The organism is Blastococcus sp. URHD0036 (assembly GCF_000701365.1).
Taxonomy (GTDB): domain Bacteria; phylum Actinomycetota; class Actinomycetes; order Mycobacteriales; family Geodermatophilaceae; genus Trujillonella.
In genome coordinates this window covers 305,315-329,258 of the sequence record NZ_JNIK01000017.1, presented here as the reverse complement: position 1 = coordinate 329,258, position 23,944 = coordinate 305,315, and the positions used below count along the sequence as shown (strand labels likewise).

23 protein-coding genes are annotated in these 23,944 nt (G+C 74.8%); 12 read left to right on the top strand and 11 right to left on the bottom strand.

Annotated features, from left to right (window positions below):
• The first annotated feature begins 28 nt into the window (after nt 1–28).
• The gene (locus N555_RS0119920) at nt 29–613 is read left to right on the top strand and encodes a dienelactone hydrolase family protein (RefSeq protein WP_029433254.1); all 585 of its coding nucleotides are present in this window, start codon (nt 29–31) and stop codon (nt 611–613) included.
• A 3-nt stretch (nt 614–616) separates the two neighbouring features.
• Here the strand turns inward: N555_RS0119920 and N555_RS26270 are convergent, their stop codons facing one another.
• Nucleotides 617–1,369, bottom strand: coding sequence for a YoaK family protein (locus tag N555_RS26270; protein WP_197029097.1), 753 nt, complete (start codon nt 1,367–1,369; stop codon nt 617–619).
• Between the two features lie 100 nt (nt 1,370–1,469).
• Here N555_RS26270 and N555_RS0119910 point away from each other — a divergent pair, with 100 nt between their 5' ends.
• Nucleotides 1,470–2,429 (top strand): hypothetical protein, encoded by a 960-nt coding sequence (locus N555_RS0119910; protein WP_029433253.1) that lies wholly within the window; start codon nt 1,470–1,472, stop codon nt 2,427–2,429.
• Between the two features lie 47 nt (nt 2,430–2,476).
• Here the strand turns inward: N555_RS0119910 and N555_RS0119905 are convergent, their stop codons facing one another.
• Nucleotides 2,477–3,640 (bottom strand): ScyD/ScyE family protein, encoded by a 1,164-nt coding sequence (locus N555_RS0119905; protein ID WP_156036465.1) that lies wholly within the window; start codon nt 3,638–3,640, stop codon nt 2,477–2,479.
• A gap of 177 nt (nt 3,641–3,817) precedes the next feature.
• Nucleotides 3,818–4,342 (bottom strand): DinB family protein, encoded by a 525-nt coding sequence (locus N555_RS0119900; RefSeq protein ID WP_029433251.1) that lies wholly within the window; start codon nt 4,340–4,342, stop codon nt 3,818–3,820.
• A gap of 92 nt (nt 4,343–4,434) precedes the next feature.
• On the opposite strand from N555_RS0119900, the gene N555_RS0119895 reads away from it, so the two are divergent.
• On the top strand, nt 4,435–5,403 hold the full coding sequence (locus N555_RS0119895) for a helix-turn-helix transcriptional regulator (RefSeq protein WP_029433250.1): 969 nt from the start codon (nt 4,435–4,437) through the stop codon (nt 5,401–5,403).
• A gap of 9 nt (nt 5,404–5,412) precedes the next feature.
• The gene (locus N555_RS0119890) at nt 5,413–6,219 is read left to right on the top strand and encodes an SDR family oxidoreductase (protein WP_051684275.1); all 807 of its coding nucleotides are present in this window, start codon (nt 5,413–5,415) and stop codon (nt 6,217–6,219) included.
• Between the two features lies 1 nt (nt 6,220).
• Here N555_RS0119890 and N555_RS0119885 read toward each other — a convergent pair whose 3' ends face one another.
• From N555_RS0119885 to N555_RS0119875, 3 genes are all read right to left on the bottom strand, one after another.
• Entirely contained in the window at nt 6,221–7,618 is a 1,398-nt protein-coding gene (locus N555_RS0119885; protein ID WP_029433248.1) for an FAD-dependent oxidoreductase, read from the bottom strand.
• Between the two features lie 85 nt (nt 7,619–7,703).
• Nucleotides 7,704–8,630 (bottom strand): GGDEF domain-containing protein, encoded by a 927-nt coding sequence (locus N555_RS27065; RefSeq protein WP_197029096.1) that lies wholly within the window; start codon nt 8,628–8,630, stop codon nt 7,704–7,706.
• Nucleotides 8,631–8,723: 93 nt separating this feature from the next.
• Nucleotides 8,724–9,659 carry a S1C family serine protease gene (locus tag N555_RS0119875; RefSeq protein ID WP_029433246.1) on the bottom strand — a complete coding sequence of 312 codons (936 nt, stop codon included), beginning with the start codon at nt 9,657–9,659 and terminating at the stop codon, nt 8,724–8,726.
• 130 nt (nt 9,660–9,789) lie between these two features.
• Here N555_RS0119875 and N555_RS0119870 point away from each other — a divergent pair, with 130 nt between their 5' ends.
• A complete protein-coding gene (locus tag N555_RS0119870) occupies nt 9,790–10,575 on the top strand; it encodes an SDR family NAD(P)-dependent oxidoreductase (protein ID WP_029433245.1) in 786 nt (261 codons plus the stop codon).
• Between the two features lie 93 nt (nt 10,576–10,668).
• Here N555_RS0119870 and N555_RS0119865 read toward each other — a convergent pair whose 3' ends face one another.
• On the bottom strand, nt 10,669–12,111 hold the full coding sequence (locus N555_RS0119865) for an NAD(P)/FAD-dependent oxidoreductase (RefSeq protein ID WP_029433244.1): 1,443 nt from the start codon (nt 12,109–12,111) through the stop codon (nt 10,669–10,671).
• A gap of 148 nt (nt 12,112–12,259) precedes the next feature.
• Here N555_RS0119865 and N555_RS0119860 point away from each other — a divergent pair, with 148 nt between their 5' ends.
• The 7 genes from N555_RS0119860 to N555_RS0119830 all read left to right on the top strand — a co-directional run bounded on the left by N555_RS0119860 (nt 12,260) and on the right by N555_RS0119830 (nt 20,428).
• Nucleotides 12,260–12,943, top strand: a complete 684-nt coding sequence (locus tag N555_RS0119860; protein WP_029433243.1) for an alpha/beta fold hydrolase — start codon at nt 12,260–12,262, stop codon at nt 12,941–12,943.
• Between the two features lie 4 nt (nt 12,944–12,947).
• Nucleotides 12,948–14,114, top strand: a complete 1,167-nt coding sequence (locus tag N555_RS0119855) for an ROK family protein (RefSeq protein ID WP_029433242.1) — start codon at nt 12,948–12,950, stop codon at nt 14,112–14,114.
• A 215-nt stretch (nt 14,115–14,329) separates the two neighbouring features.
• Nucleotides 14,330–15,892: a sugar ABC transporter ATP-binding protein gene (locus N555_RS0119850; RefSeq protein WP_231503026.1), complete on the top strand. Its 1,563-nt coding sequence runs from the start codon at nt 14,330–14,332 to the stop codon at nt 15,890–15,892.
• Nucleotides 15,889–17,040 (top strand): ABC transporter permease, encoded by a 1,152-nt coding sequence (locus N555_RS0119845; protein WP_029433240.1) that lies wholly within the window; start codon nt 15,889–15,891, stop codon nt 17,038–17,040. Before N555_RS0119850 ends, N555_RS0119845 begins: the two co-directional genes overlap by 4 nt.
• Before the next feature lie 65 nt (nt 17,041–17,105).
• The gene (locus N555_RS0119840) at nt 17,106–18,158 is read left to right on the top strand and encodes a substrate-binding domain-containing protein (protein ID WP_029433239.1); all 1,053 of its coding nucleotides are present in this window, start codon (nt 17,106–17,108) and stop codon (nt 18,156–18,158) included.
• Nucleotides 18,159–18,234: 76 nt separating this feature from the next.
• Nucleotides 18,235–19,410: a Gfo/Idh/MocA family protein gene (locus N555_RS0119835; RefSeq protein WP_029433238.1), complete on the top strand. Its 1,176-nt coding sequence runs from the start codon at nt 18,235–18,237 to the stop codon at nt 19,408–19,410.
• 10 nt (nt 19,411–19,420) lie between these two features.
• Nucleotides 19,421–20,428 carry a sugar phosphate isomerase/epimerase family protein gene (locus N555_RS0119830; RefSeq protein WP_029433237.1) on the top strand — a complete coding sequence of 336 codons (1,008 nt, stop codon included), beginning with the start codon at nt 19,421–19,423 and terminating at the stop codon, nt 20,426–20,428.
• A gap of 45 nt (nt 20,429–20,473) precedes the next feature.
• Here N555_RS0119830 and N555_RS0119825 read toward each other — a convergent pair whose 3' ends face one another.
• The 4 genes from N555_RS0119825 to N555_RS0119810 all read right to left on the bottom strand — a co-directional run bounded on the left by N555_RS0119825 (nt 20,474) and on the right by N555_RS0119810 (nt 23,879).
• Nucleotides 20,474–20,905: a hypothetical protein gene (locus N555_RS0119825; RefSeq protein ID WP_081866371.1), complete on the bottom strand. Its 432-nt coding sequence runs from the start codon at nt 20,903–20,905 to the stop codon at nt 20,474–20,476.
• Entirely contained in the window at nt 20,902–21,399 is a 498-nt protein-coding gene (locus tag N555_RS0119820; protein ID WP_051684274.1) for a cupredoxin domain-containing protein, read from the bottom strand. The genes N555_RS0119825 and N555_RS0119820 overlap by 4 nt, the downstream gene beginning before the upstream one ends.
• 225 nt (nt 21,400–21,624) lie before the next feature.
• Nucleotides 21,625–22,137 carry a hypothetical protein gene (locus N555_RS0119815; RefSeq protein WP_029433234.1) on the bottom strand — a complete coding sequence of 171 codons (513 nt, stop codon included), beginning with the start codon at nt 22,135–22,137 and terminating at the stop codon, nt 21,625–21,627.
• 113 nt (nt 22,138–22,250) lie between these two features.
• Nucleotides 22,251–23,879, bottom strand: coding sequence for a DEAD/DEAH box helicase (locus tag N555_RS0119810; protein ID WP_231503024.1), 1,629 nt, complete (start codon nt 23,877–23,879; stop codon nt 22,251–22,253).
• Nucleotides 23,880–23,944 lie beyond the last annotated feature (65 nt).

The window sequence follows — 23,944 nt, the reverse complement described above, 5'->3', positions numbered from 1 at the left end:
GATGCCGTCCGGAAACCGAGGAGCAGCCATGAGCACCGTCGTCCTCTTCCACTCCGCCCTGGGTGTCCGGCAGGGGGTGACCGATGCGGCCGAGCGGCTCCGGTCCGCCGGTCACGAGGCCGTCGTCGTCGACCAGTACGACGGCCTGGTGTTCGACGACTACGAGACCGCGGGCCGGCACGTCGAGGCGGTCGGCTTCCCGGCGCTGATGGCCCGGGCCGAGGCGGCGGTCGCGGATCTGCCGGAGGGCTTCGCCGTCCTCGGGTGGTCCAACGGCACCGGGATGGCCGAGTACGTGGCGACCCGCCGCCGGACCTCCGGTGCGGTCCTCGTGGCCGGTGCGCTGCCGCTGGAGCTCCTCGGCGCCGAGGCCTGGCCGGGCACGGTCCCCGTGCAGCTGCACCGCACGGAGGCCGATCCGTTCGCCCGGTCCGAGTGGGAGGCCGCCCTCGTCTCCGCGGTGGAGGACTCGGGCGCGGCGGTCGCCCGCTTCACCTATCCCGGCGCCGGTCACCTGTTCACCGACGCGTCGCTGCCCGCCGAGCACGACGCCGCCGCGACGGCGCTGTTCTGGGAGCGGGTGCTCGAGTTCCTGGACGGGCTCCGGGCCTGACGGTCAGCTCGGCCGACGGCGGGTGACGACGACCGCGACCACGATCACCGCGGCGAGGCAGCCGATCTGCAGCACCGGTGCCAGCAGCGGGGCGACCTCGACCAGCCCGGCACCGGCCGCCGCGCCCACGACGAGGCCGAGCAGGATCTGCAGGGAGCCCCGCACCTCGCGCAGACCCTTGCCGCCCGCCAGCTTCATGACCACGGTGGTCAACGTGCCGGTCAGGTACGTCGTCGAGAGCCCGTTGACGCCGAAGCGCTGCACGGTGCTGCTCTGGATGCCCAGCGCCGCGGCCATCGTGAAGAGCAGCACCTGAGTGAGCACCGTGCCGGGCTCGCCGCCGCTGATCCACCAGCCGATGCCGTAGGCGGTCATCAGCACCAATTCCACGACGAGTCCGAGGGTCACCGCCCGCGGCCACACCGCGTCCCCGGCGCGGGCGCTGCCGGCCAGCCGGGCACCCGCGTAGACGCCGAGGCAGAAGGCCACGATCGCGCCGCCGGACGCGGTGGCCAGCTCACCGTCGGTGGTGCTGGCCGAGACGCCCAGGATGACCAGGTTGCCGGTCATGACGCTGGTGAACGCCCCGCCGAGGGCGACCAGGCCGATCGCGTCGGTGGCGCCGCTCAGCACCGCCAGGACGACGACCAGCCACTGCCGCAGGCCGGTCGACATCTCCCGGGCGGGCGAGGCCGGCGACGCGACCCCCGGCGCGGAGTCGCGGGCGGAGGAGGAGGTGACGACAGGTCCGGACACGGTCGCCGAGTGTCGCATGCCGAGACGCCGTCTCGCAGTCGACCCGCGTCGAGGGGGAGGCATGTGGGCATCGCCACGCCGGCAGGGCAGGCTGCTCCCCGTGGACGCCGACTCCGACACGGACCCGGGCCTGGACGACGTCGCCGACGAGCTGTACGGCGTGCCGCCGGAGGAGTTCATCGCGGCCCGGACCGCCCGGGTCGACGACGCCCGTGCGGCCGGCGACCGGGCACTGGCCAAGACCATCGGGGCGCTGCCCAAGCCGTCGACCGCCGCCTGGGCCGTCAACGTCCTGGTGCGGGCCCATCGCGAGGAGATCGAGGGCCTGATCGAGCTGGGCGGCCTGCTGCGGGAGGCGCAGGACTCCCTGGCCGGCGACGAGCTCCGTGCGCTCAACACCCAGCGCGGCAAGCTGATCTCGGCGCTGACCCGGCAGGCCTCGGCGCGGGCGCGGGAGCTCGGGCACCCGATCAGCACCGCCGTCGCCACCCAGGTGGAGGAGACCCTGCGGGCCGCCATGGCCGATCCGCAAGCCGGGGAGGCGGTGCTCGCCGGCCGGCTGACCTCGCCGCTGTCCTACAGCGGCATGGGCGGCGTCACCGGGATGCGGCCCCAGCTGCGGGTCGTGCGCGACCCGGCGCCCGCACCGGCCCGCCGGTCCACGCCGGCAGGGGAGGGGGACCGGCGCGCGCGCGAGGAGCAGCGGCAGGAACGCGAGGAGGCCGCCCGCCGCGCCGCGGAGGAGAAGCGGCTGCGGGAGCTGGCCGGGGCCCGGGAGGAGGCGGACGCCGCCGCGGCGCTGGCCGAGGAGACCGCCGCCCGCGCCGCGGAGGAGCGGAACCGCGCCGGCGAGCTCGACGAGCGGCACGAGCGGCTCCAGGCCCGCGTCGAGGAGCTGACCGCCGAGCTCGCCCGTGCCGAGGAGGAGGCGACCGAGGTCGCCGCCGAGCTCCGCCGGGCCGAGCGGCACCGGACCACGGCCGAGCGGCAGGCCCGCGACGCGGCGGCCGCCCGTGACCGTGCCGAGGCCCACCTGCGTGACCTCGAGGACGGCGGCTGAGTGCCCGGCGGAGCCGCATCGCTCCGCCGGGCACCCAGGTCAACCGCTCAGGTACCGGGCGTGAACGCGTCCCGCCCGACCCGCACCACCTGGCCGATCGGCGGAGCCGGCGGCGGCGGTCCGAGGCTGAGTGCCGCTGCGTACAGCGAGCCGTCCACGAACTCCAGCCCCTGCGGGGTTCCCACCGGCGCGTACGTCCGGTTGCCGTAGCCGTCGATCCGCACCAGCCGGCCGGCCGCCTGGGTCGGGTCGGTGAAGAAGGACTCGGCTCCGACGGTCCCGAAGATCTCGGACGCGAAGATCGTGCCGCGACCGTCGACCGCGATCCCGGTGAGCGGGTTGAGGCCCTGGTCGATCGTCCGGAGGACGGTGCCGCGCTGGTCGAGCACGTAGATCCGGCCCTCACCCTGTGCCAGGCCGCTGAGGCCGCTGACGTACAGCGTCCCGTCCGGGCCCTCGACCACTCCGGTCGGCGTCGGGTCACAGCTGTTGCTCGGCGGCGCGGTGTTGTTCGGCGTCTGGCCGCACACGCCCCCCGTGATGACCGGCAGTGCGAAGAAGGGCGCGATCTCGCCGTTGTGACGGTCGATCGACCAGACGGTGTTCGCGCCGGCGTCGGCCACCAGCACCCGGCTGTCCTGGACGAGCACCGCGTACGGGTTGGAGATCGAGTCCGCCTGCTCACCGGTGGCCGGGTCGAAGTAGACCTGGCCGTCGGGGTTGAAGAACAGCTCGGCGGCGAACAGGTCGCACCGGGCGAGGACCTTCCCCTCCGGAGTGGTCACGAGCAGTCCCGGGCCGGGTGGCAGCGCCGAGGAGAGCTCACAGCGCGGGGCCGTGGGCGGACGCGTCGTGTCCGGCGGCGGTCCGGGGTTGTCCGGGTCGCCCGTCTCGCCGAGGGCGATGAAGAGCTGGCCGTCGCCGTACCCGATGCCCTGGGGGTTGACCGTTCCCGCGGGGCCGACCGCGAAGAGCGTCTTCACCCCGCCGTCGGCGAGGTCCAGGACCGAGATCTCGCCGGAGTCCGACTCCGCCGCGAGGAGGTGTCCCGGGTAGAAGCTGTCGAGCTGGCGCGGACCCTCGAGCCCCCCGATGACCGTCGTCACCCCGCCGTCCGCTGCGGCCGCGTCGCCGCCCGCATAGGCCGCGGTCGGTGGTGCCACCAGTGCCACCGTCGCCGCGGCTACCGCGGCGCCCTTCCATCGCCTCATGGTCGTCTCGCTCTCGAGTCGTCCCCCGTGTCTCAGCTGCGCAGGACGGGCGGAACGCTCCTCCTGCAGCCGTCGGAGGCTCAAGGACGGAGGGCCCGGTGCGGCGCGCGGCGTCGCGCAGCGTGCGCGGCTGGGAATCCGCTGTGCGTCAGGAGGGTGGGTGGGTGGGTGGGTGGGTCAGCCCATCGTCTTCTGGCCGTCGAGGGACTCCCGCAGGATGTCCGCGTGCCCGGCGTGCTGGGCGGTCTCGGCCACGATGTGCAGGAAGACCCGCCGCGCCGACCGGCGGGCGCCGGGCTCGAACCACGGGGCGGGCGGCAGCGGGTGGTCGGCGTCGAGGTCCGGGAGCTCGGCGACCAGGGCGTCGGTGCGGGCGGCCACCTCCGCGTAGTGGGCCAGCACGTCGGCCAGCGTCTCGCCGTCGGCCATGTGCCACTCCGCCTGCCACCGGGCCATCTGCTCCGGGTCGTCCGGGCCGGCCATCGCCGAGGGACCCTGCTGGATGAAGTCGGCCCAGCCGCTCTCGGTGTGCGCGACGTGCTTGAGCAGCCCGCCGAGGGTCAGCTCGCTGGCGGTCGTCCGCTGCCGGGCCTGCTCCTCGGTCAGCCCCTGCACGGTGTAGCGGAGGAAGAAGCGGTGCGCGCGCAGCGTCTCCAGCAGGTCGGCGCGCTCGCGGGTCAGGGTGCTCACGGTGTCGGTCATGGGGTGCGCCTCTCGTCGTCGGGATCCGATGGGGGGAACTCTGTCGGCCATCGGTGCCAGATCCTGGCCGCGATGGCGGAGGATCTCCGGACATGGCCGACACCGGCAACCGCACGCTGCGCCTGCTCTCGCTGATGCAGGACCGCCGGCACTGGACCGGACCGGCCCTCGCCGAGCGACTGGACGTCTCGCTGCGCACGCTGCGCCGCGACGTCGAGCGGTTGCGCGAGCTGGGCTATCCCGTCGAGGCGACCCCGGGTGTGGCCGGCGGCTACCGGCTGGCCCCCGGCGCGTCCCTGCCGCCGCTGGTGCTCGACGACGACGAGGCGGTGGCGCTGACCCTCGGGCTGCAGGCCGCGGCGCAGGCCGCCGTCGCCGGCATGGCCGAGTCGTCGGTGCGGGCGCTGGCGAAGGTCGTGCCGGTGCTGCCCGCGCGGCTGCGGCGCCGGGTCGACGCGCTCGCCGCGGCCACGGTCGCGGTCCCGTGGGGCGGCGCGGACGCCGTCGTCGACCCCGCCGCCCTCACCACGGTCGCCCAGGCCTGCCGGGACACGGTGCGGCTCTCCTTCGACTACACCGCCGCCGGCGGGGACCGCTCCGAGCGGCTCGTCGAACCCTTCCGCCTGGTGCCGCTGCGCCGACGCTGGTACCTCGTCGCCTACGACACCGGCCGCGGCGACTGGCGCACGTTCCGCCTCGACCGGCTGAGCGCGCCGGCGGCCACCGGAGCGCGGTTCGCGCCGCGCCGGCTGCCGGCCGACGACGTCGTCGCCTTCGTCCAGGCCGGCCTGGGCATGCGCCCCGGGGTGCCGGTGACCGCGGTGGTGCGGGCGCCGGCGGCCGAGGTCCGCCGGCGGATCGGCCGGTGGGCCACCGTCACCGACGACGGCGAGGGCGGCAGCCGGGTGTCGATGGAGTCCGACGCGCTCGAGTGGGCGGTGTTCGCGCTCGGGTCCACGGAGGCCGAGTTCACCGTGCTCGAGCCGCCCGAGCTGGCCGACCGCGTGCGGGCGTGGGGCGAGCGCTTCTCCCGCGCTGCAGGGGGGCCCGGCAGTCCCTAGCGTCGGACCATGACGGAGCACAGCCACCGCGTCGCGGTGGTCACGGGGTCGGAGTCGGGCATCGGGCGGGCGGTCGCGGTCGCGCTCGCCGAGCAGGGCCACGACATCGGTGTCACCTGGTACCGGGACGAGGCGGCGGGCCGGGCCACCGTGGAGGAGGTGCGGGCGACGGGGCGGCGGGCCGAGCTCCGCCGGCTGGACCTGACCCGCCTGCCCGAGGCCGCCGACGTCGTCGACGAGCTCGCCGACGCCCTGGGTGGCCTCGACGTCCTGGTCAACGACGCGGGCACCGGGCACGCGACACCGCTGCTGGAGCTGGACCTCGGCACCTGGCGGGAGGTCCTGGCCACCGACCTCGACGGCGCGTTCCTGTGCCTGCAGCGCGCGGCCCGGCGCATGGTCGCCGCCGGCCGCGGTGGCCGGATCGTGAACATCACCAGCGTCCACGAGACCGCTCCCAGGGTCGGTGCGGCGGCGTACTGCGCGGCGAAGGGCGGGCTGGGGCTGCTCACGAAGGTGGCGGCGCTGGAACTGGCCGAGCACGGCATCACCGTGAACGCGGTGGCCCCCGGCGAGATCGCCACCGCGATGACCGGCCAGGAGGACGAGGACCCGACCGATCCCGGCCACGACCGCCCGGGGGTGCCGCTGCGCCGGCCCGGTGACGCCCGCGAGGTCGCCGCGGTGGTCGCCTTCCTCGCCTCGCCGGCGGCCGGCTACGTCACCGGTGCCTCGTGGCCGGTCGACGGTGGGATGCTGCAGATGGGCCCCATGGCCGGGTCGCACCTCCGCCGGGACGACTGGCGCCACCCCTGACTCACCCGGCCAGCAGCGCCAGGAGCCGGGTCCGGTCGGGGCCGGGGGGCGGGTCGCCGGGCGGCGCGCCGGCCCGCACCAGCCGCTCCCGGATCCCGGGCCGGGCCAGCACCTCGCTCGGCGGGGCCAGGCACAGCACCATCTCCAGCAGCCCGCGGAACAGCACGGGGTCCCGCCCGGCCGCGGCGGCGAACGCGGTCGCGAGCGGGTCGGGCGCGGGAGGCGGCGTGCCGTCGGCGAGGGCCCGCATCTCCGCCGCCCGGCGGTGGTCGGCTGCGACCTGGTCGCGGTAGAAGGGCTCGGCCGCGGCCGCCGTCCCCTCCGCCAGGGCGGTGACCAGCCCTCCCGGGTCGTCGAGGTGGGCGGCGACCACCGCCCGGAGCAGCTGCGCCTGGATCATCCCGATGGACAGCCCCCGGCCGGCGGAGGGGTTGGTGCAGGCCCAGGCGTCGCCGACGAGGGCGAGCCCCGTGACGACGGGCCGGCCGTCGACGACGAGGTCGCGGTGGGCGTCCAGCGTGCCGCCCATGGCCAGGACGCCGTCCAGCGGCCGGCCGTCGAGCCAGTGCGCCTGCGGTGGGCAGGCGCGGACCACCCGGTCGAAGGCGGCGGGATCCCGCAGCGCCCGGAGCGCGGGGTCGTGGGCCATGCCGAACACGGTGACCGACCAGGTGCCGTTGTCGCCGTTCAGGGTCAGCACCGAGACGCTGCCCATCGGCACGATCGCCGGCGCCATCCGGACCGGCTGCTGCGGACCGCTGAGGTAGCGGGTGTAGTAGACGAAGCCGAGGTCCTCGGCCTCCAGCCGCGGCGGGGGAGCGCCGATCGCGGCGAGCCACTCGGGGAACCGGGTCCGCCGGCCGGTGGCGTCGACGACCAGGTCGGCGGCGAGCTCCTCGCCGTCCGTCGTGCGCACGCCGGTCACGTGCGGCACGCCGGGGAGGGCCGACGGCCCCGTGAGCAGCCCGGCCACCCGGACGCCCCGGCGGACGACGACGCCGTCGGTCTCCTCCGCCGCGCGGGTCACGACCGACTCCGCGACCGGCCGGCGTCCGGTGACGAAGCGGAGGCGCTCGTCGCCCGGGCGCGGAGCGCGGTCGGCGATGGTGGGTGGCTGGGCGGCGAGCGGGTCGACGGATGCGCAGCCGGCCGCCAGCAGCCGGTCGGTGAGCCCGGGCAGCTCGGCGTCGCAGACCTCGCGGAACCGGGCGTGCAGGTTGTGCGGCTGGTGGAACTGCGCCACGCCGCGGCGCTGCCAGGCACCCCACGCCTCGGCCGGGTTCGGCGGGGCGCCGTCCGGATCGGCCTCCAGCACCGTGACCTCGTGGCCGTCCCGGGCCAGCATGGCCGCGGTGCACGACCCGATGACACTGCCCCCGCAGACGACGATCCGGCCCATGGCACAGCCCTCCGGCCCCGTGCGGTGCGGCCACCCTGGCGTCCGCGGCGGGGGTCCGGACAGGGCCCTGCGACCCTGCTGCCGGTCAGCCGGCGCGGGACCGCTTGTGCCGGTACAGCTCGCGGTCGGCGCGACGCAGCAGGTCGGCGAGGGTGTCGCCGGGGCCCGCGGTGGCGGTGCCGACCGACCAGGAGCCGGGGTGGGCCGCCCGCAGGCGCGCGATCAGCTCGTCGGTGGAGTCGCCGTCGGTACCCGGCAGGCAGAGCACGAACTCGTCGCCGCCGTAGCGGCCGAGCAGGTCCGCCCCGCGCAGCTCACGCCCCCAGGCGGCGGCCAGCGCGCGCAGCAGTTCGTCACCGGCGGAGTGCCCGTCCCCGTCGTTGACGGCCTTGAAGTGGTCCAGGTCGAGGACGGCGACGGTCAGCGGCTCCCCGGAGCGCATCGCGTGCGACAGGCTCCGCGCGGCCTCGGCCTCCCAGAGGCGGCGGTTGGCCACCCCGGTCAGCGGGTCGGTGCCGGCGGCGTGCCGCAGCTGCGCGGAGATGCGGAGCTGGGCCTCGCTGAGGATCACCACCGTGGTCAGCGTGGTCACCCAGGGGGAGGCGAAGTCCGTCGGCGCGGCGGCGACGGCGCCGACCGTCGCGCTCACCAGCAGGAGGGCGACGTGGGCGCGGGCGGTGCGGGCCGGCAGGAAGTGGCCGGTGAACACGCCGACGGCGACCATGGCCGGGCCGAGACCCACGACGCCCGCGGGGGAGGCCGACTGCCAGGCCAGGACACCCACGAGCAGGCTGACCCAGGCCAGCGACGCGTGCACGGCACGGTCGGGGAGGTCGGTGCGGCGCAGCCACAGGGCGGCCGACGTGCCGAGGCCGACGACGGCCAGGACGCCCAGCAGGGCGACCGGCGACTGCGGGGACATCGGCCACAGCGCGCCGACGGCGCACAGCAGGCCGCTCACGCCGTAGAGCAGCGCGAGCAGCCCCACACCCGTGGTCCGGTCTCCGTGCACGTCCCCGCCTCTCGTCCCCCACAGCATCGACCGGGGGACGGCGGTCCTGCAGGTCGGGAGGTCGCCCCACCCCCATGGGGGGACGCGCCGGGATCAGCCGGTGAGCTCGGTGGGGACGGCGACCACGTCGACCATCGCGCCGTTGCGGTGCACCGTCACCGGTAGCGGGGTGCCGACCGCCTCGGCGAACAGCAGCCGCTGCAGGCTCTGCGCCTCGGCCACGGGGGAGCGGCCGGCCTCGAGCACCAAGTCGCCGGCGCGCAGGCCGGCCCGCGCCGCCGGGGAGCCGGGGACGACGTCGACGACCCGCAGCCCCCGCCGCCGCCCGGTGCGCGCGGCCAGTTCGGCGGGCAACGGAGCGGGGGTGCTGACCAGGCCGAGGTAGGCCCGGCGCACCCGCCCGTCGGCGACCAGCGCGGCGAGGATCCGCCGCGTCGTGTCGTTGACCGGCACCGCGAGTCCCAGGCCCCACCCGGCGACGGCGGTGTTGATGCCGACCACCCGGCCGGCGGAGTCGGCGAGTGCGCCGCCGGAGTTGCCGGGGTTGAGCGCGGCGTCGGTCTGGATGACGTCCTCCACCACGCGCGCCGTCCGGCCGTCCCGCGTGGGCAGCGAGCGTCCCAGGCCACTGACCACGCCCGCGGTGACCGAGCCGGCCAGCCCCAGCGGGTTGCCGACGGCGACGACGAGCTGGCCGACCCGCAACGCCGCCGCGTCCCCGAGGACGGCCGGCTCGGGCACGCCGTCGCGCGCCCGGACCACCGCCAGGTCCGACAGCGGGTCGGCGCCCACCACGTCGACCGCGCTCTCCGAGCCGTCGGAGAACACGGCCAGCCCCGTGCGCGCCCGGCCGACCACGTGCGCGTTGGTGACCAGCAGCCGGTCGCCGGGCACGACGACCGCCGAGCCCGCACCGCCGCGCCCGTCGGGGCCGGTGACCTGCAGGGCGGCGACGTGCGGCGCGAGCTCGGCGGCGACGGCGGTCACGGTCGCCGAGTAGGCGTCCAGCGCGGCGGTGTCCCGGTCCATGGCGACCCTCCTGATTACGCGATTACGCCTCCGAGTGAACGCCGGTCGGAGCCGCTGTGGGGGCCGGTCCGCCGTGGGCGAACACGGGATCGCGGGTGTCCTGGCAGACCGGCGGGGTACCGGTACCGCCATGACCTCACGACCCCTCGCCGTCGTCACCGGTGCCTCCAGCGGCATCGGTCTCGAGCTCGCCCGCCAGTTCGCCACCCACGGCTTCGACCTCGTGGTCAACGCCGAGGACGCCGAACTCGACACCGCCGCGGACCAGCTCCGCGCCGAGGGTGTCGACGTCTCCGCCGTCCGCTTGGACCTGCGCACCCGGGACGGCGTGGCCGGCCTCCACGCCGCGGTGGCCGCGACCGGACGGCCCGTCGCGGCGGTGGCGCTCAACGCGGGTGTGGGCAAGGGCGGCCCGTTCGTGGAGAACCCGATCGAGGACGAGCAGGCGATCATCGACCTGAACGTCACGGCCACCTTCCGGCTGGCCAAGCTCTTCCTGCGCGACATGGCCGCCCGTGACGAGGGGAAGCTGCTGATCACCTCGTCGATCGCCTCGACGATGCCGGGGCCTTACCAGGCGGTCTACAACGCGTCGAAGTCGTTTCTGCAGTCGCTGTCCGAGGCGCTGGCCCAGGAGCTGCGCGACACCGGTGTCACCGTCACCTCGCTGATGCCCGGACCGACGGACACCGAGTTCTTCGAGCGCGGCGACCTGCTGGACACGAAGATCGGCACGGGCCCCAAGGACGACCCGGCGCAGGTCGCGAAGCAGGGCTTCGAGGCGCTCATGGCCGGCAAGGACAAGGTGGTCGCCGGCTCGCTGATGACCAAGGCGCAGGCCGCGGCCACCAGCGTGCTGCCGGACCGGGTGAAGTCCGCCGCGCACGCGAAGATGGCCGAGCCCGGCTCCGCCTGACGTGGCTCCGTCCGGCGGCGCGCCGGGCACCGTGCGCCGAGGGCCCGTTCCGGAGTCGGAACGGGCCCTCGCCGCACACTGCTCGCGGGTTCGTCAGGCGGACCGGCGCTCCGTGACGTCCTCCTGCGCGGCGGCAGCCTCGTCCTTCTGCCCGCCGGTCTTGGAGGCGGAGAACTCCGGCCCGAGTTCCTCGAGCGCCAGCCGGGCGTAGACCTGCTGCTGGGTGGCCACCCGCTGCGAGCGGCCGCGGCCCAGGAAGCTGATCAGCCAGTGGAAGACGGTCGTGATGCGGCTCTTGAAGCCGACGATGTACATCAGGTGCACGACCAGCCACAGCATCCAGGCGATGAAGCCCTCGAACTTGAACCTGCCGATGTCGGCGACCGCGGAGAACCGCGAGATGGTCGCCATGGAGCCCTTGTCGAAGTAGTGGAAGGGCTTCTGCGCGGGCTTGCCCTGGAGCCGGTTCGTGATCGCCTTCGCCGCGTACTGGCCGCCCTGGATGGCGACCTGGGCGACGCCGGGGAGCTTGTCCAGCGCCATCATGTCGCCGACGACGTGCACCTCGGGGTGGCCGGGCAGCGTGAGGTCCGGCTGTACCGAGATGCGCCCGGCGCGGTCGACATCGGCGCCGGACTGCTCGCCGAGGACACGGCCGAGACCCGAGGCCTGCACGCCGGCGGCCCAGATCTTGGTGGCGGCCTCGATCCGGCGGATCTCGCCGTCGGGGTCCTTGACCTCCAGGCCGTAGGCGTCGACGTCGGTGACCATGGCGCCCAGCTGCACCTCCACGCCCATGCCGTTGAGCTGGCGGCGGGCGCGGTCACCGAGCTTCTCGCCGAAGCTGGGCAGCACCTGCGGAGCGCCGTCGAGCAGGATGATGCGGGCCTGCGTCGGGTCGATGTTGCGGAAGTCCTTGCGCAGGGTGCGGCGGGCCAGCTCGGCGATCTGCCCGGCCATCTCCACCCCGGTCGGGCCGGCGCCGACGACGACGAAGGTCATCAGCCGGTCGATGTCCTCCTGGGAGGTGGCGATCTCGGCCAGCTCGAAGGCGCCGAAGATCCGGCCGCGCAGCTCGAGCGCGTCGTCGATGCTCTTCATGCCGGGGGCGAACTCGGCGAACCGGTCGTTGCCGAAGTAGGACTGGCCCGCACCGGCCGCCACGATCAGCTCGTCGTAGGGGTGCACGGTGACCCGGCCCAGCACGGTCGAGGTGACCGTGCGGGCGGCCAGGTCGATCTCGATGACCTCGCCCAGCACCACCCGGGCGTTCTCCTGCCCGCGCAGGATCTCGCGGGTGGCCGGGGCGATCTCGCCCTCGGAGAGGATCCCGGTGGCCACCTGGTAGAGCAGCGGCTGGAACAGGTGGTGGCTCGTCTTCCCGATGACGGTGACGTCGACGGGGGCCCGCTTGAGTGCCTTGGCGGCGAAGAGGCCACCGAAGCCGGAGCCGATGATGACGACCCGCGGTCGCCCGGACGTGTGGGTCGCCTCGACGCTGTCGTCCGTTCGGGTGACCGCTCGTGATGTCGTCATGATGACTTCATCCTCCCACTTCCACTCGGTTCCGCACCGCCGGGACCCGGGCGACCCACGACACAGTGGGGACTCCTACCCGCCGGACCGGTCCTCACGCGGGCCCGGCCGGATCGCGATCGGACGTCGTCGCCGGTAGACCGGGGGGATGTCCGCGCCCCGCCTGGTCCTCGTGCCCGGACTCGGCCTGGACCACCGCTCCTCGGCCCGGGTGCGCCGTCGGATCGGCGCCGACGTCGTCGTCCTCCCCGGGATGGGGCTGCGCGGTCCGGTGCCGCCTCCGGCCGGACTCGCCGCCCGGTTGCTCGCCGAGCTGGGCCCCGGCCCGGTGGTGCTGGTCGGCCACTCGCAGAGCTGCCAGGTGGTGGCCGCCGCGGCGACGGACGTCCGTGTGGCCGCCGTCGTCCTGCTGGGGCCCACCACCGATCCGCGGCTGCGCTCGGTGCGCGGCCTGACCGGGCGCTGGCTGGCCACGGCGTGGGCCGAGCCGTGGTGGCAGGCCCCGCTGGTGCTCGCCCAGTGGCTGACCACCGGGCCGCGGGCGATGGCGGCGCTCTGGCGGCGCGCGGCGCCCGATCCGATCGCGGCCCGGCTGGCGGCCGTCGTCGTCCCGGTGACCGTGGTCCGGGGGAGCCGGGACCGGCTCTGCTCCGGGCCGTTCGCCGCGGCCGTGGCCGCCGCGGCGCCGCGCGGCCGGCTGGTGGAGCTGCCCGGAGCGGCGCACATGACCGTGCAGACGCACCCGGACGCCGTCGCCCGCCTCCTCCGCGCGGCCCGCGACGGGGCGGACCCCGCACCGGGCGGGGAGGAGGCGTCGGGCGTGTCACCATGACGCCATGGCCTCCACCTCCGCCTCGGCCGGCGCGTTGCTGCACCACGTGCGCACCGGCCGGGCGCGGAGCCGGGCCGAGCTGGTGGCCCTGACCGGTGCCGCGCGCAACACCGTCAGCGCCCGCGTGGACCAGCTGATCGCCGCGGGTTTCCTGGAGGAGGGCGGCCGCGGCTGGAGCACCGGGGGCCGGCCGCCGACGCTGCTGCGCTTCAACAGCCGGGCGGGCTGCGTGCTCGCCGTCGACCTCGGGGTGACCAGCGTCGACGTCGCCGTCACCGACCTGTCCGCCCAGGTGATCGCGTCGGCCGGGCACGACATCGACATCGCCGAGGGGCCCGGGCCGGTGCTGGCCGAGGTCGTGCGGCTGGCCGAGCAGGTGCTCGCCGAGGCGGGCCTGCCCGGTACCGACGTGCGCGCCGTCGGGGTGGGCGTCCCCGGCCCCGTGGAGTTCTCGACCGGCCGGCCGTCCCACCCGCCGATCATGCCCGGCTGGCACGACCACCCGATCCCGCACGCGTTCCGCCGCTACGACTGCCCGGTCTTCGTCGACAACGACGTGAACGTCATGGCGCTCGGCGAGATGGGGGTGGCCGGCTCCGACCAGGACGTCCTGGTCGTGAAGGTGGGCACCGGCATCGGCTGCGGGGTGGTCGTCGAGGGCAGCATCTACCGGGGCGCCCAGGGCAGCGCCGGCGACATCGGGCACATCCACGTCGCCCAGCCCGACGGGCGCGAGGTGCTCTGCCGGTGCGGCAACGTCAACTGCCTGGAGGCGCTGGCCGGCGGGGGTGCGCTGCTGCGCGACGCCCTCGAGGCCGGCCTGCCGGTCTCCAGCGCCCGAGACGTCGTCGAGCTCGCCGCGCGTGGCGACGGCCGGGCCCTGGAGCTGGTGCGGGCCGCCGGGCGCACGATCGGCACCGTGCTGGCCGCGCTGGTCAACTTCTTCAACCCGCACCGGATCGTCATGACCGGCGGGGTCGCCCAGGCCGGCATCCCGCTCCTGGCCGGCATCCGCGAGGCGGTCTACCGGCGGTCGATGCCCTTGGCCGCCCGGTCCCTGGAGATCACGGTCAGCGCCGCGCCGGACCTCTCCGGTCGCCTCGGCGCCGCTCTCATGGCCATCGAGGGCTTCCTCGACGACGACTCGGTGCACCAGGCCCTGGCCCGCTGAGCTGGCCTCCCGGGGCCGTCCGCCCCTGATCTCCGGCCGTCGCCCGGGGCGCGGGCACGTTGCGGTTCGGTAACCGTCCCCGCGGCGCTTGACCGGAATGTGACGCCGCCCATATGTTCACGCCTGCACGCACTAATGGTCAGCGTTGAGCAGAAGTGCCGCGGGAGCGATCCGCGGGCCGACGTCCGCTGACGCCCCGACCCGCTGGAGGCCCGGTGACCCCGTCCCTGGCGCAGCCCTCGCTGCTGGAGATGCACGGCATCGTCAAGACGTTCCCCGGGGTCCGCGCGCTGGGCGGCGTCGACCTCGACGTCCGCCCCGGCGAGGTGCACTGCCTGCTCGGCCAGAACGGCGCCGGCAAGTCGACCCTCATCAAGGTCCTCGCCGGCGCGCACCAGCCCGACGCAGGGACGATCACCTGGCAGGGCAGCCCCGTCGTCCTGGGGGACCCCCAGGCGGCCCTGAAGCTGGGCATCGCCACGATCTACCAGGAGCTCGACCTCGTCCCCGGGCTGACGGTGGCCGACAACGTCTTCCTCGGTCGGGAGCGGTCGCGGTTCGGCTTCACCCGCGCCGCGGACGCCTCGCGCGCGGCCACGGCGCTGCTCACCCGGCTCGGCCACCCGGAGATCCGGCCCGGCACGGAGGTGGGGTCGCTGTCTGCCGCCGCCCAGCAGATGGTCAGCATCGCCCGCGCCCTGTCCCAGGACGCGCGGCTGATCATCATGGACGAGCCGTCCGCCGTCCTCGACAACGAGGAGGTCGAGCGGCTGTTCCGGGTCATCCGTGACCTCACGGCCGACGGCGTGGCGGTCGTCTACATCTCCCACCGCCTGGAGGAGATCCGCCAGATCGGCGACCGGATCACCGTGCTCAAGGACGGCGCCACGGTCGCCACCGGCCTGCCCGCCCGCGAGACCCCCACCCGCGAGGTCATCACGCTGATGACCGGCCGGACGATCGAGTACGTCTTCCCGGAGCGCTCCGCGCCGCTGCCGGCCGGCCAGGAGCCCCTGCTCGCGGTCGAGGGCCTCTCCCTGCGGGGGTCGTTCTCCGACGTCTCGTTCACGGTGCGGCCCGGCGAGATCGTCGGCCTCGCCGGGCTGGTCGGCTCGGGCCGCTCGGAGATCCTCGAGACCCTCTACGGCGCCCGCCGCGCCACCGCCGGGTCGGTGCGGGTGGCCGGCCGGCGGCTCCGGGCCGGGGACGTCGGGGCCGCGGTCGCCGCCGGGGTGGGCCTGGCCCCCGAGGAGCGCAAGAGCCAGGCGCTGCTGCTCGGCGAGTCCGTGGCCAACAACATCAGCATCTCCAGCCTGAGCCGCTTCGCCCGTGGCGGCTTCCTGTCCGGGGGCGCCGAGCGCGCCGCCGCCCAGGAGCAGGTCACCGCGCTGGACGTGCGGCCCGGCGACGTCACCCGCGAGGTCCGCACGCTGTCGGGCGGCAACCAGCAGAAGGTCGTGCTCGCCCGCTGGCTGCTGCGCGACTGCCGCGTGCTGCTGCTCGACGAGCCCACCCGTGGCGTCGACGTGGGCGCGCGCTCGGAGATCTACGCGTTGATCCGCGCGCTGGCCGACCGCGGCGTCGCGGTCGTCGTCGTCTCCAGCGAGATCCCGGAGGTCCTGGGCCTGGCCGACCGGGTCCTGGTCGTCGCCGAGGGGCGCGTCCTGGCGGAGGAACCGGCCGGCGCGCTCGACGAGCACCGCGTGCTCGACCTGGTCATGGAGGGGACGACGCACGGCGGCGTCCCGGCAACGCAGCACGAAGGGGACGTGGCATGAGCGAGGGCAGCACCGCGACGGCAGCACCCGTGCAGACCGGTGGGGGGCCGGCCGGCCCGACGCGTGGCGGCGGGAGTTTCCTGGCCGGACCGGTCGGCCGGAACCTGGGGCTCGTCGTCGCCCTGGTCATCCTGTGCATCGTCGGCGTCATCACCGCCGGCGACCGGTTCGCCGACGTGGACAACGTCCTCACGATCCTGCGGCTGGCCGCCGTCATCGGCGTGGTCAGCGTGGGCATGACGTTCGTGATCATCGGCGGCGGGATCGACCTGTCGGTGGGGGCCCTGGTCGCCCTCTCGTCGGTCTGGGCCACGACGGTGGCGACCCAGCAGATGGCCGAGGACGTCCACTGGATCGTCATGGTCTTCACCGCGCTGGCGGTGGGCGCGGGCGCCGGGCTGGTCAACGGCGTGGTGATCGCCTACGGCAAGCTCGTGGCCTTCATCGCCACGCTCGCCATGCTGGCCGCCGCGCGCGGTCTCGCGGAGATCATCTCCGACCGCAAGACGCAGATCATCCGCGACCGGGACTTCCTCGACTTCTTCACCGCCGACGTGCTCGGGATCCCGGTCATCGTGATCGTCTTCGCCGTCGTCGCGGTCGCCGGCTGGATCCTGCTCAACCGGACGACGTTCGGCCGCCGCACGTTCGCCGTCGGCGGCAACGCCGAGGCCGCCCGCCTGGCCGGCATCCGCGTGCAGCGGCACACGGTCAAGCTCTACGTCCTGTCGGGCATCACCTGCGGGATCGCCGCGGTCATGCTCATGGCCCGGACGACGACCGGCAGCGCCAGCCACGGCGAGCTGTACGAGCTCGACGCCATCGCCGCGGTCGTCATCGGCGGGACCCTGCTGATCGGCGGGCGCGGCACCATCGTCGGCTCGGTGCTCGGCGTCCTCATCTTCACCACGCTCGGCAACGTCTTCACCCTGAACGACCTGTCCAGCTCCGCGCAGGACGTCGCCCGCGGCGTGATCATCGTGGCCGCCGTCCTCCTGCAGCAGCGGCTGGCCACCGGCGGCTTCAGCTTCCGCCGCGGCGGCGCCCCGCCGGCCGAACAGGGCGCCTTCACCGGCTCCCCGGCCGGCGCCGTCACCGGCGGCAGCGTGCCCGGCGCGCCCGGCGGCGACCGCCCCGGCGCCGGCTGACCCTCCCGCACCCCACCGTCCACCTGGCCGTCCCGCGCCAGGGAGCCACCACCCGAGGAGAAGACATGTCTGCAACGAGGCAGCGCCGTTTCCGGCGGCTGACGTCCACCGCTATCGCGCTCGTCGGCGCCGGCGCCCTGGTGGCCGGCTGCACCGGCAACTCCGACGACGACGAGGGGTCCGACGGCGGCACCCAGGCCGTGAGCGACAACGACGACACCGGCGAGACCGTCACCATCGGGTTCTCCGCACCCGCCGCCGACCACGGCTGGATGGCCGGCATCACCGAGGCCGCACGGGCCGAGGCCGACAACTACGACGACGTCGAGCTGGTGGTCGCCGAGGGCACCAACGACGTGGCCGCCCAGATCAGCCAGGTCGAGACATTCATCAACGACGGCGTCGACGCGATCGTGCTGCTGCCCTTCGACGGCGCCGCCCTGACGCCGGTCGCGCTCGAGGCGATGGAGGCCGGCATCACGGTCATCAACATCGACCGCGAGTTCGACAGCCCGTTCGCCGCCCGCGCGACGGTCCTCGGCGACAACTACGGCATGGGCGTCTCCGCCGGCACCTACATCTGCTCGCGGCTGGGTGACCAGCCCGACGCGGTGGTCGCCGAGATCGCCGGCATCGACTCCCTCCCGCTGACCCAGGACCGCAGCCAGGGCTTCGCCGACGCGCTGAGCGACTGCGGGCTCGAGGTGAGCAACCGCGTCGCGGCCGAGTTCACGGTCGAGTCCGGCGAGGAGGTCACCTCCAACCTGCTGCAGGCCGCACCGCAGATCGACGCGATCTGGAACCACGACGACGACCAGGGTGTCGGCGTCCTCGCCGCGATCCAGAACGCCGGCCGCGACGAGTTCTTCATGGTCGGCGGCGCCGGCTCGGCCAACGCCATGCGGGAGATCCAGTCCGGGGAGTCGGTGCTGGAGGCCACGGTCATCTACCCGCACACCCAGGCCGCCGACGGCATCCGCCTGGCCCGCCTCATCGCGCAGGACAAGGCGATGTCGGACCTGGTCGAGGTCGAGGTGCCGCGCACCGTCGTCCTCAACGCCCCCGTCGTGACCGCGGACAACGTCGACCAGTACATCGACAACGCGTTCGAGTCCTGACCGACCCGCGTCGTCGGAGTCGCTCGGTGACGGTCTCCGTCACCGAGCGACTCCACCCCACCCCGGGAGCACCCTCATGACCTCGTCCGACCGCCCGACCCTCGGCGTGGGCCTGATCGGTCACGCCTTCATGGGCGCGGCCCACTCGCAGGCGTGGCGCACCGCCCCCCACTTCTTCGACCTGCCCCTGCGCCCCCAGCTGACCGTCCTCGCCGGCCGCGACCGCGCCCGGGTCACCGACGCCGCGGCCCGCCTGGGCTGGGCGTCGGTGGAGACCGACTGGCGCCGGGTCGTCGAGCGGCCCGACGTCGGCCTGGTCGACGTCTGCACGCCCGGCGACACCCATGCCGAGATCGCCATCGCCGCGCTCGAGGCCGGCAAGCACGTGCTCTGCGAGAAGCCGCTGGCCAACTCGGTGGCCGAGGCCGAGGCCATGGCCGAGGCGGCCGCCCGCGCCGCCGCCCGGGGGGTCCGGTCGATGGTCGGGTTCACCTACCGGCGGGTGCCGGCCGTCGCGCTCGCCCGCCAGCTGGTCGCCGAGGGCCGGCTCGGCCGGATCCGGCACGTCCGCGCGGCCTACCTGCAGGACTGGATCGCCGACCCCTCGGCGCCGATGTCCTGGCGGCTGGAGAAGGACAAGGCGGGGTCGGGCGCGCTCGGCGACATCGGCGCGCACATCGTCGACCTCACCCAGCACATCACCGGCGAGGTCATCACCGGCGTCAGCGCGCTGACCGAGACCTTCGTCCGGGAGCGGCCGCTCGCGGCGTCCGGCAGCGGGCTGTCCGGCGTCGCGGGGGAGGGGATGGGCGAGGTGACCGTCGACGACGCGGCGCTGTTCCTCGGCCGCTTCTCCGGTGGCGCCGTCGCCACGTTCGAGGCCACCCGCTTCGCCCTGGGCCGCAAGAACGGGATCCGCATCGAGCTCAACGGGTCCGAGGGCAGCCTGGCGTTCGACTTCGAGGACATGAACGTCCTGGAGTTCTACGACGGCACCGAGCCCGCGGAGACGGCCGGGTTCCGGCGGATCATCGTCACCGAACCCGAGCACCCCTACGTCGGCGCGTGGTGGCCGGCCGGGCACGGCCTGGGCTACGAGCACGGCTTCACCCACCAGGTCGTGGACCTGATCACCGCCATCGCCAAGGACGCCGACCCGGCGCCGTCGTTCGCCGACGGGCTGCAGGTGCAGCGGGTGCTCGACGCCGTCGAGCGCAGCGCCGCGAACGACTCCGTCTTCACCCGGATCTGAAGGAGCATCGATGCCCCGCCCCGTCACCCTGTTCACCGGCCAGTGGGCCGACCTGCCCTTCGAGGAGGTGTGCCGGCTCGCCTCCGACTGGGGGTACGACGGGCTGGAGATCGCCTGCTGGGGCGACCACCTCGACGTCGTCCGTGCCGCGGAGGACGACGCCTACGTCGCCGACCGGCTCGGCCTGCTGGAGAAGCACGGCCTGTCGGTGTGGGCCATCTCCAACCACCTCAACGGCCAGGCCGTCTGCGACGACCCGATCGACGAGCGGCACCGCGGCATGGTCAACCCGCGGGTGTGGGGCGACGGTGACCCCGAGGGCGTCCGGCAGCGGGCCGCCCGCGAGATGGAGGCCACCGCCCGCGCCGCCGCGCGGCTCGGCGTGAAGACCGTCGTCGGCTTCACCGGGTCCAAGATCTGGAAGACCGTGGCGATGTTCCCGCCCGTGCCGGAGTCGATGATCGACGACGGGTACGCCGACTTCGCGGCCCGCTGGAACCCGATCCTCGACGTCTTCGACGAGGTCGGCGTGCGGTTCGCCCACGAGGTGCACCCGTCGGAGATCGCCTACGACTACTGGACGACGGTCCGCACGATGGAGGCCATCGGCCACCGCGAGGCGTTCGGGCTGAACTGGGACCCGAGCCACTTCGTCTGGCAGGACCTCGACCCGGTCGGGTTCATGTGGGACTTCCGCGACCGGATCTACCACGTCGACTGCAAGGACGCGAAGAAGCAGGTGGGCAACGGCCGCAACGGCCGGATGGGCTCGCACCTGCCGTGGGCCGACCCCCGGCGCGGTTGGGACTTCGTCTCCACCGGACACGGCGACGTTCCGTGGGAGGCCTGCTTCCGGATGCTCAACACGATCGGCTACGACGGCCCGATCTCGGTGGAGTGGGAGGACGCCGGCATGGACCGCCTGGTCGGCGCGCCCGAGGCGCTGGCCTTCGTCCGCCGGCTGGCCTTCGACCCGCCGGCCGCGGCCTTCGACGCCGCGTTCTCCAGCGGCAACTGACGGCCGGGGGATCCGCCGGTACCCGACCCGGCGGATCCCCCTGGCTCACCGCCGCAGTCGAGGAGCGACGACCGCGAGCACCGTGAGGACCACCAGTCCAGCCACCTCGACCAGGACCGTCTCGCCCCACAGGTTCGCTGCCGGGGACTCCACGAAGTCGAACATCCCGGGGTCGCGTCCGAAGAGCTTCACGCTCGACAGCAACAGCGCCAGCAGCGATCCGGCGGAGAAGAGAGCTCCGAGGACGGCCGCGCCCCGCACGAAGCGCGCCGGAGAGACCAGGAGCAGCAGCGCTCCGCCGATCCCGAGCACGGCCTGCGCCATGAATGCGTTGCCGATGTCCGGGATGTCGCGGTAACCGTCCTGCCAGAGGTACAGGTGGATGCCGGCGATCGCGAGGAGCAGCCCGGCGCCGGCTATCCGCAGGAGTGCGACGGCGGCGCCGCTGCCGCGGCGCTCGGCCACCGGCACGCTCACGTGACGGTCACCGTCACCTCCATGCCCATGGCGCGGTGGTTGCCGATCGAGCAGTAGAAGACGTACTCGCCGGGCTCCAGCGTGACGGTGACGGCGCTGGACTGTCCAGGACTCACGTTCTCGGTCTTGGCGACGTCCTCGCCGTCGCGTTCGACCACGAGGTCGTGGGTGGCACTGCCGCCGTTGGTGAGCTCGATCGTGTAGTCGCCGGCCGCGAGGTCGGTCGAGTCCAGCTCGAAGTCGAAGTCCACGGAGGTGACGGCGAGGGTCTGCACGGCGTCGGTCGCGCCGGCGCCGGGCGCGCCGCTGGCGGTCTCGCTGGGGCTGGAGGACGAGCCGGCGCCGGAGGACGAGCTGCTGCTCGTCGCCGCGCTGTCGTCGCCGCCGCCCCCGTCGTCGTCGCTCCCGCAGGCGGAGAGGGTGACGAGGGCGGCGGCGATCAGGCCGACGCCCGCGCGGCGGGCTCGGCGGGTGCTGCCGGTCGGACGGGTCACGGGGTTCCTCCTCGTGGACGGCGGACGGGATGCCGGGCGGCATCCGTCCCACCGAGATCCTGCAACCTTGAAACAGTTGCCGGAACCCTCGTCCAGGGTTCTCCCAGGAGCTCGTGACCTCGCCGAGACCGGGGTCCGGTCCAGCCGATCATCCGGGAGGCAGCACCTCGGTGTCACCCGGTCTTCGGCGGCCGACCCCGGGACGGTTCGACCCGGGGTGCGGCGTCAGGCCGCGCGGGCGGCGCGCCGGGCCTCGCGGGCGGCCTGCTTGGCCTGCTTGTCCGCCTGCTTGCGCGCCTTCTTCACCGTGATCCGCGGCTTCCGCTCGATCGCGCCGCGGGTGAGCAGTCCGACGCCGATGCCGAGCAGCCACACGTCCTTGGCGACGGCCAGCCCCTCCTGCGTCGGCGCGAGGCTGCCTTCCTTCCGCAGGCCCGGCGTGTTCAGGTACAGCCCGAGCAGCCCGCCGGAGAAGCCGGTGAGCAGTGCGCCGGCGAGGAACGTCGGCACGAACGGCGTCAGCAGCGCCGCGCCGATGCCGATCTCGGCCGCGGCCAGGCCCTGCGCGAACTGCGCCGGCTCGACCTTCTTGAGGAACGGATAGGTCCCGGCCGCGAACCCGTGCAGGCCGGCGGCGGTCGCCTCGTCGGCGCCGCGCTTGCCGAGCCCGCTGTTGAGGATGAAGGCGCCGGCGGAGATCCGCGGGCCGATCTCGGACAGGGTGATGGGCAGACCCATGGGGGCACCTCGCTGATCAGTCGGACGGCGGGCCGTGCGGCCCGGCCGACCGTGCTGTGCCCCGGGGCCCGCTGGTCAACCCCCCGGTGGAGCACCGGGGGGTCGACCGGCGATCAGCGGGCGCGGCGCGAGCGGCTGCTGACCGCCGCGGCCGAGTGCGTGCCCGCGCGGGCGGCCAGCTCGGCGCGGGTGCGCGCCGGTCCGGCGCTCCGGGCAGAGCCGCCGGTCCGGGCGGAACCGCCCCGGCCCCCGGCCGGCGTGGCCGAGGAGGTGGTCCCGGTGCCCCCGCCGGAACGGCGGCGACGGCCGCCGCCCTGGCCCTGGGGCTGGGGAGCCGGCGCGGGGGCCGGCTCCACGTAGGGCGCGGCCGGCCCGGTCAGCGCGGTGATCTCTCGGGCGCCGGGCTTGATGGCCGCCACCTCGGGGGTGATCCCGGCCTGGCGGGTCAGCATCCGCACCTCACCGGCCTGGTCGGGGGTGGCGATGGTGACGACGATGCCGCCGGCACCGGCGCGGGCGGTGCGGCCCGAGCGGTGCAGGTAGGCCTTGTGCTCGGCCGGCGGGTCGACGTGCACGACCAGCGCGACGTCGTCGACGTGGATGCCGCGGGCGGCGATGTCCGTGGCGACGAGCACGCGGGTCTCGCCGGTGCTGAAGGCCTCGAGGTTGCGCTCGCGGGCGTTCTGGCTGAGGTTGCCGTGCAGGTCGACCGCCGGGATCCCGGCGGCGGTGAGCTGCTTGGCGAGCTTCTTCGCCTGGTGCTTCGTGCGCATGAACAGCACGCTGCGGCCCTCGCCGGACGCGAGCTGCTTGACGACCTCGCCCTTGTCGGCGGCGTCGACCCGGAAGACGTGGTGGGTCATCGTCGACACCGGCGCGACCGCGGGGTCGACCGAGTGCGTCGTCGGGCTGGACAGGTAGCGCTTGACCAGGACGTCGACGCCGTTGTCCAGCGTGGCGGAGAACAGCAGCCGCTGGCCGACCTTCGGCGTCCGGTCCAGGAGCCGCTTGACGCCGGGCAGGAAGCCCAGGTCGGCCATGTGGTCGGCCTCGTCGAGGATGGTGATCTCGACGGCGGAGAGGTCGGCGTGGCCCTGGCCGATGAGGTCCTCGAGCCGGCCCGGGCAGGCGATGAGCACGTCGACTCCGGCCGACAGCGCCTGCACCTGCGGGTTCTGGCCCACGCCGCCGAAGACGACGGTCGTGCGCATGCCCAGCGCGGTGGCCAGCGGGTTCACGACGGCGGCGACCTGGTTGGCCAGCTCGCGGGTCGGCACGAGGATCAGCGCCCGGGGCCTCCTCGGCGCCCGGCGGCTGTCGGAGGCGGCGAGCCGGGCCACCAGCGGCAGGCTGAAGGCGAGGGTCTTGCCCGAGCCGGTGCGGCCGCGGCCGAGCACGTCGCGCCCGGCGAGGGTGTCGGGCAGCGTGGCGACCTGGATCGGGAACGGCGCGGTGATGCCGCTGGCGGTCAGGACCTCGACCAGCGGAGCGGGCACGCCGAGCTCGGCGAAGGTGGTGTCGGTGGGCAGCACGGTGGCGACGTCACCCACGGGGACGACGGGCGCGACGGGAGCGGGTGCGGGCGCGGCCACCGGGCGCGGGGCCTGGGTCGCGGTGGTCGTGGTGCCCTGCGGCTGGTCGCCGGCCGGGCGGGTGCCGCGGCCGCGGCCGCCGCGGCGACGGCGCGGGCGGCCGTCCCCGGCGGAGCCGGTGGGGGCGGGGGTGTTCTGGGGGGAGCTCATGGAAGCGGTGTCCTCGACGATCGAGTGGCCGCACGACATCCCCGGCGGGAGGCGCGCGCCGGCTC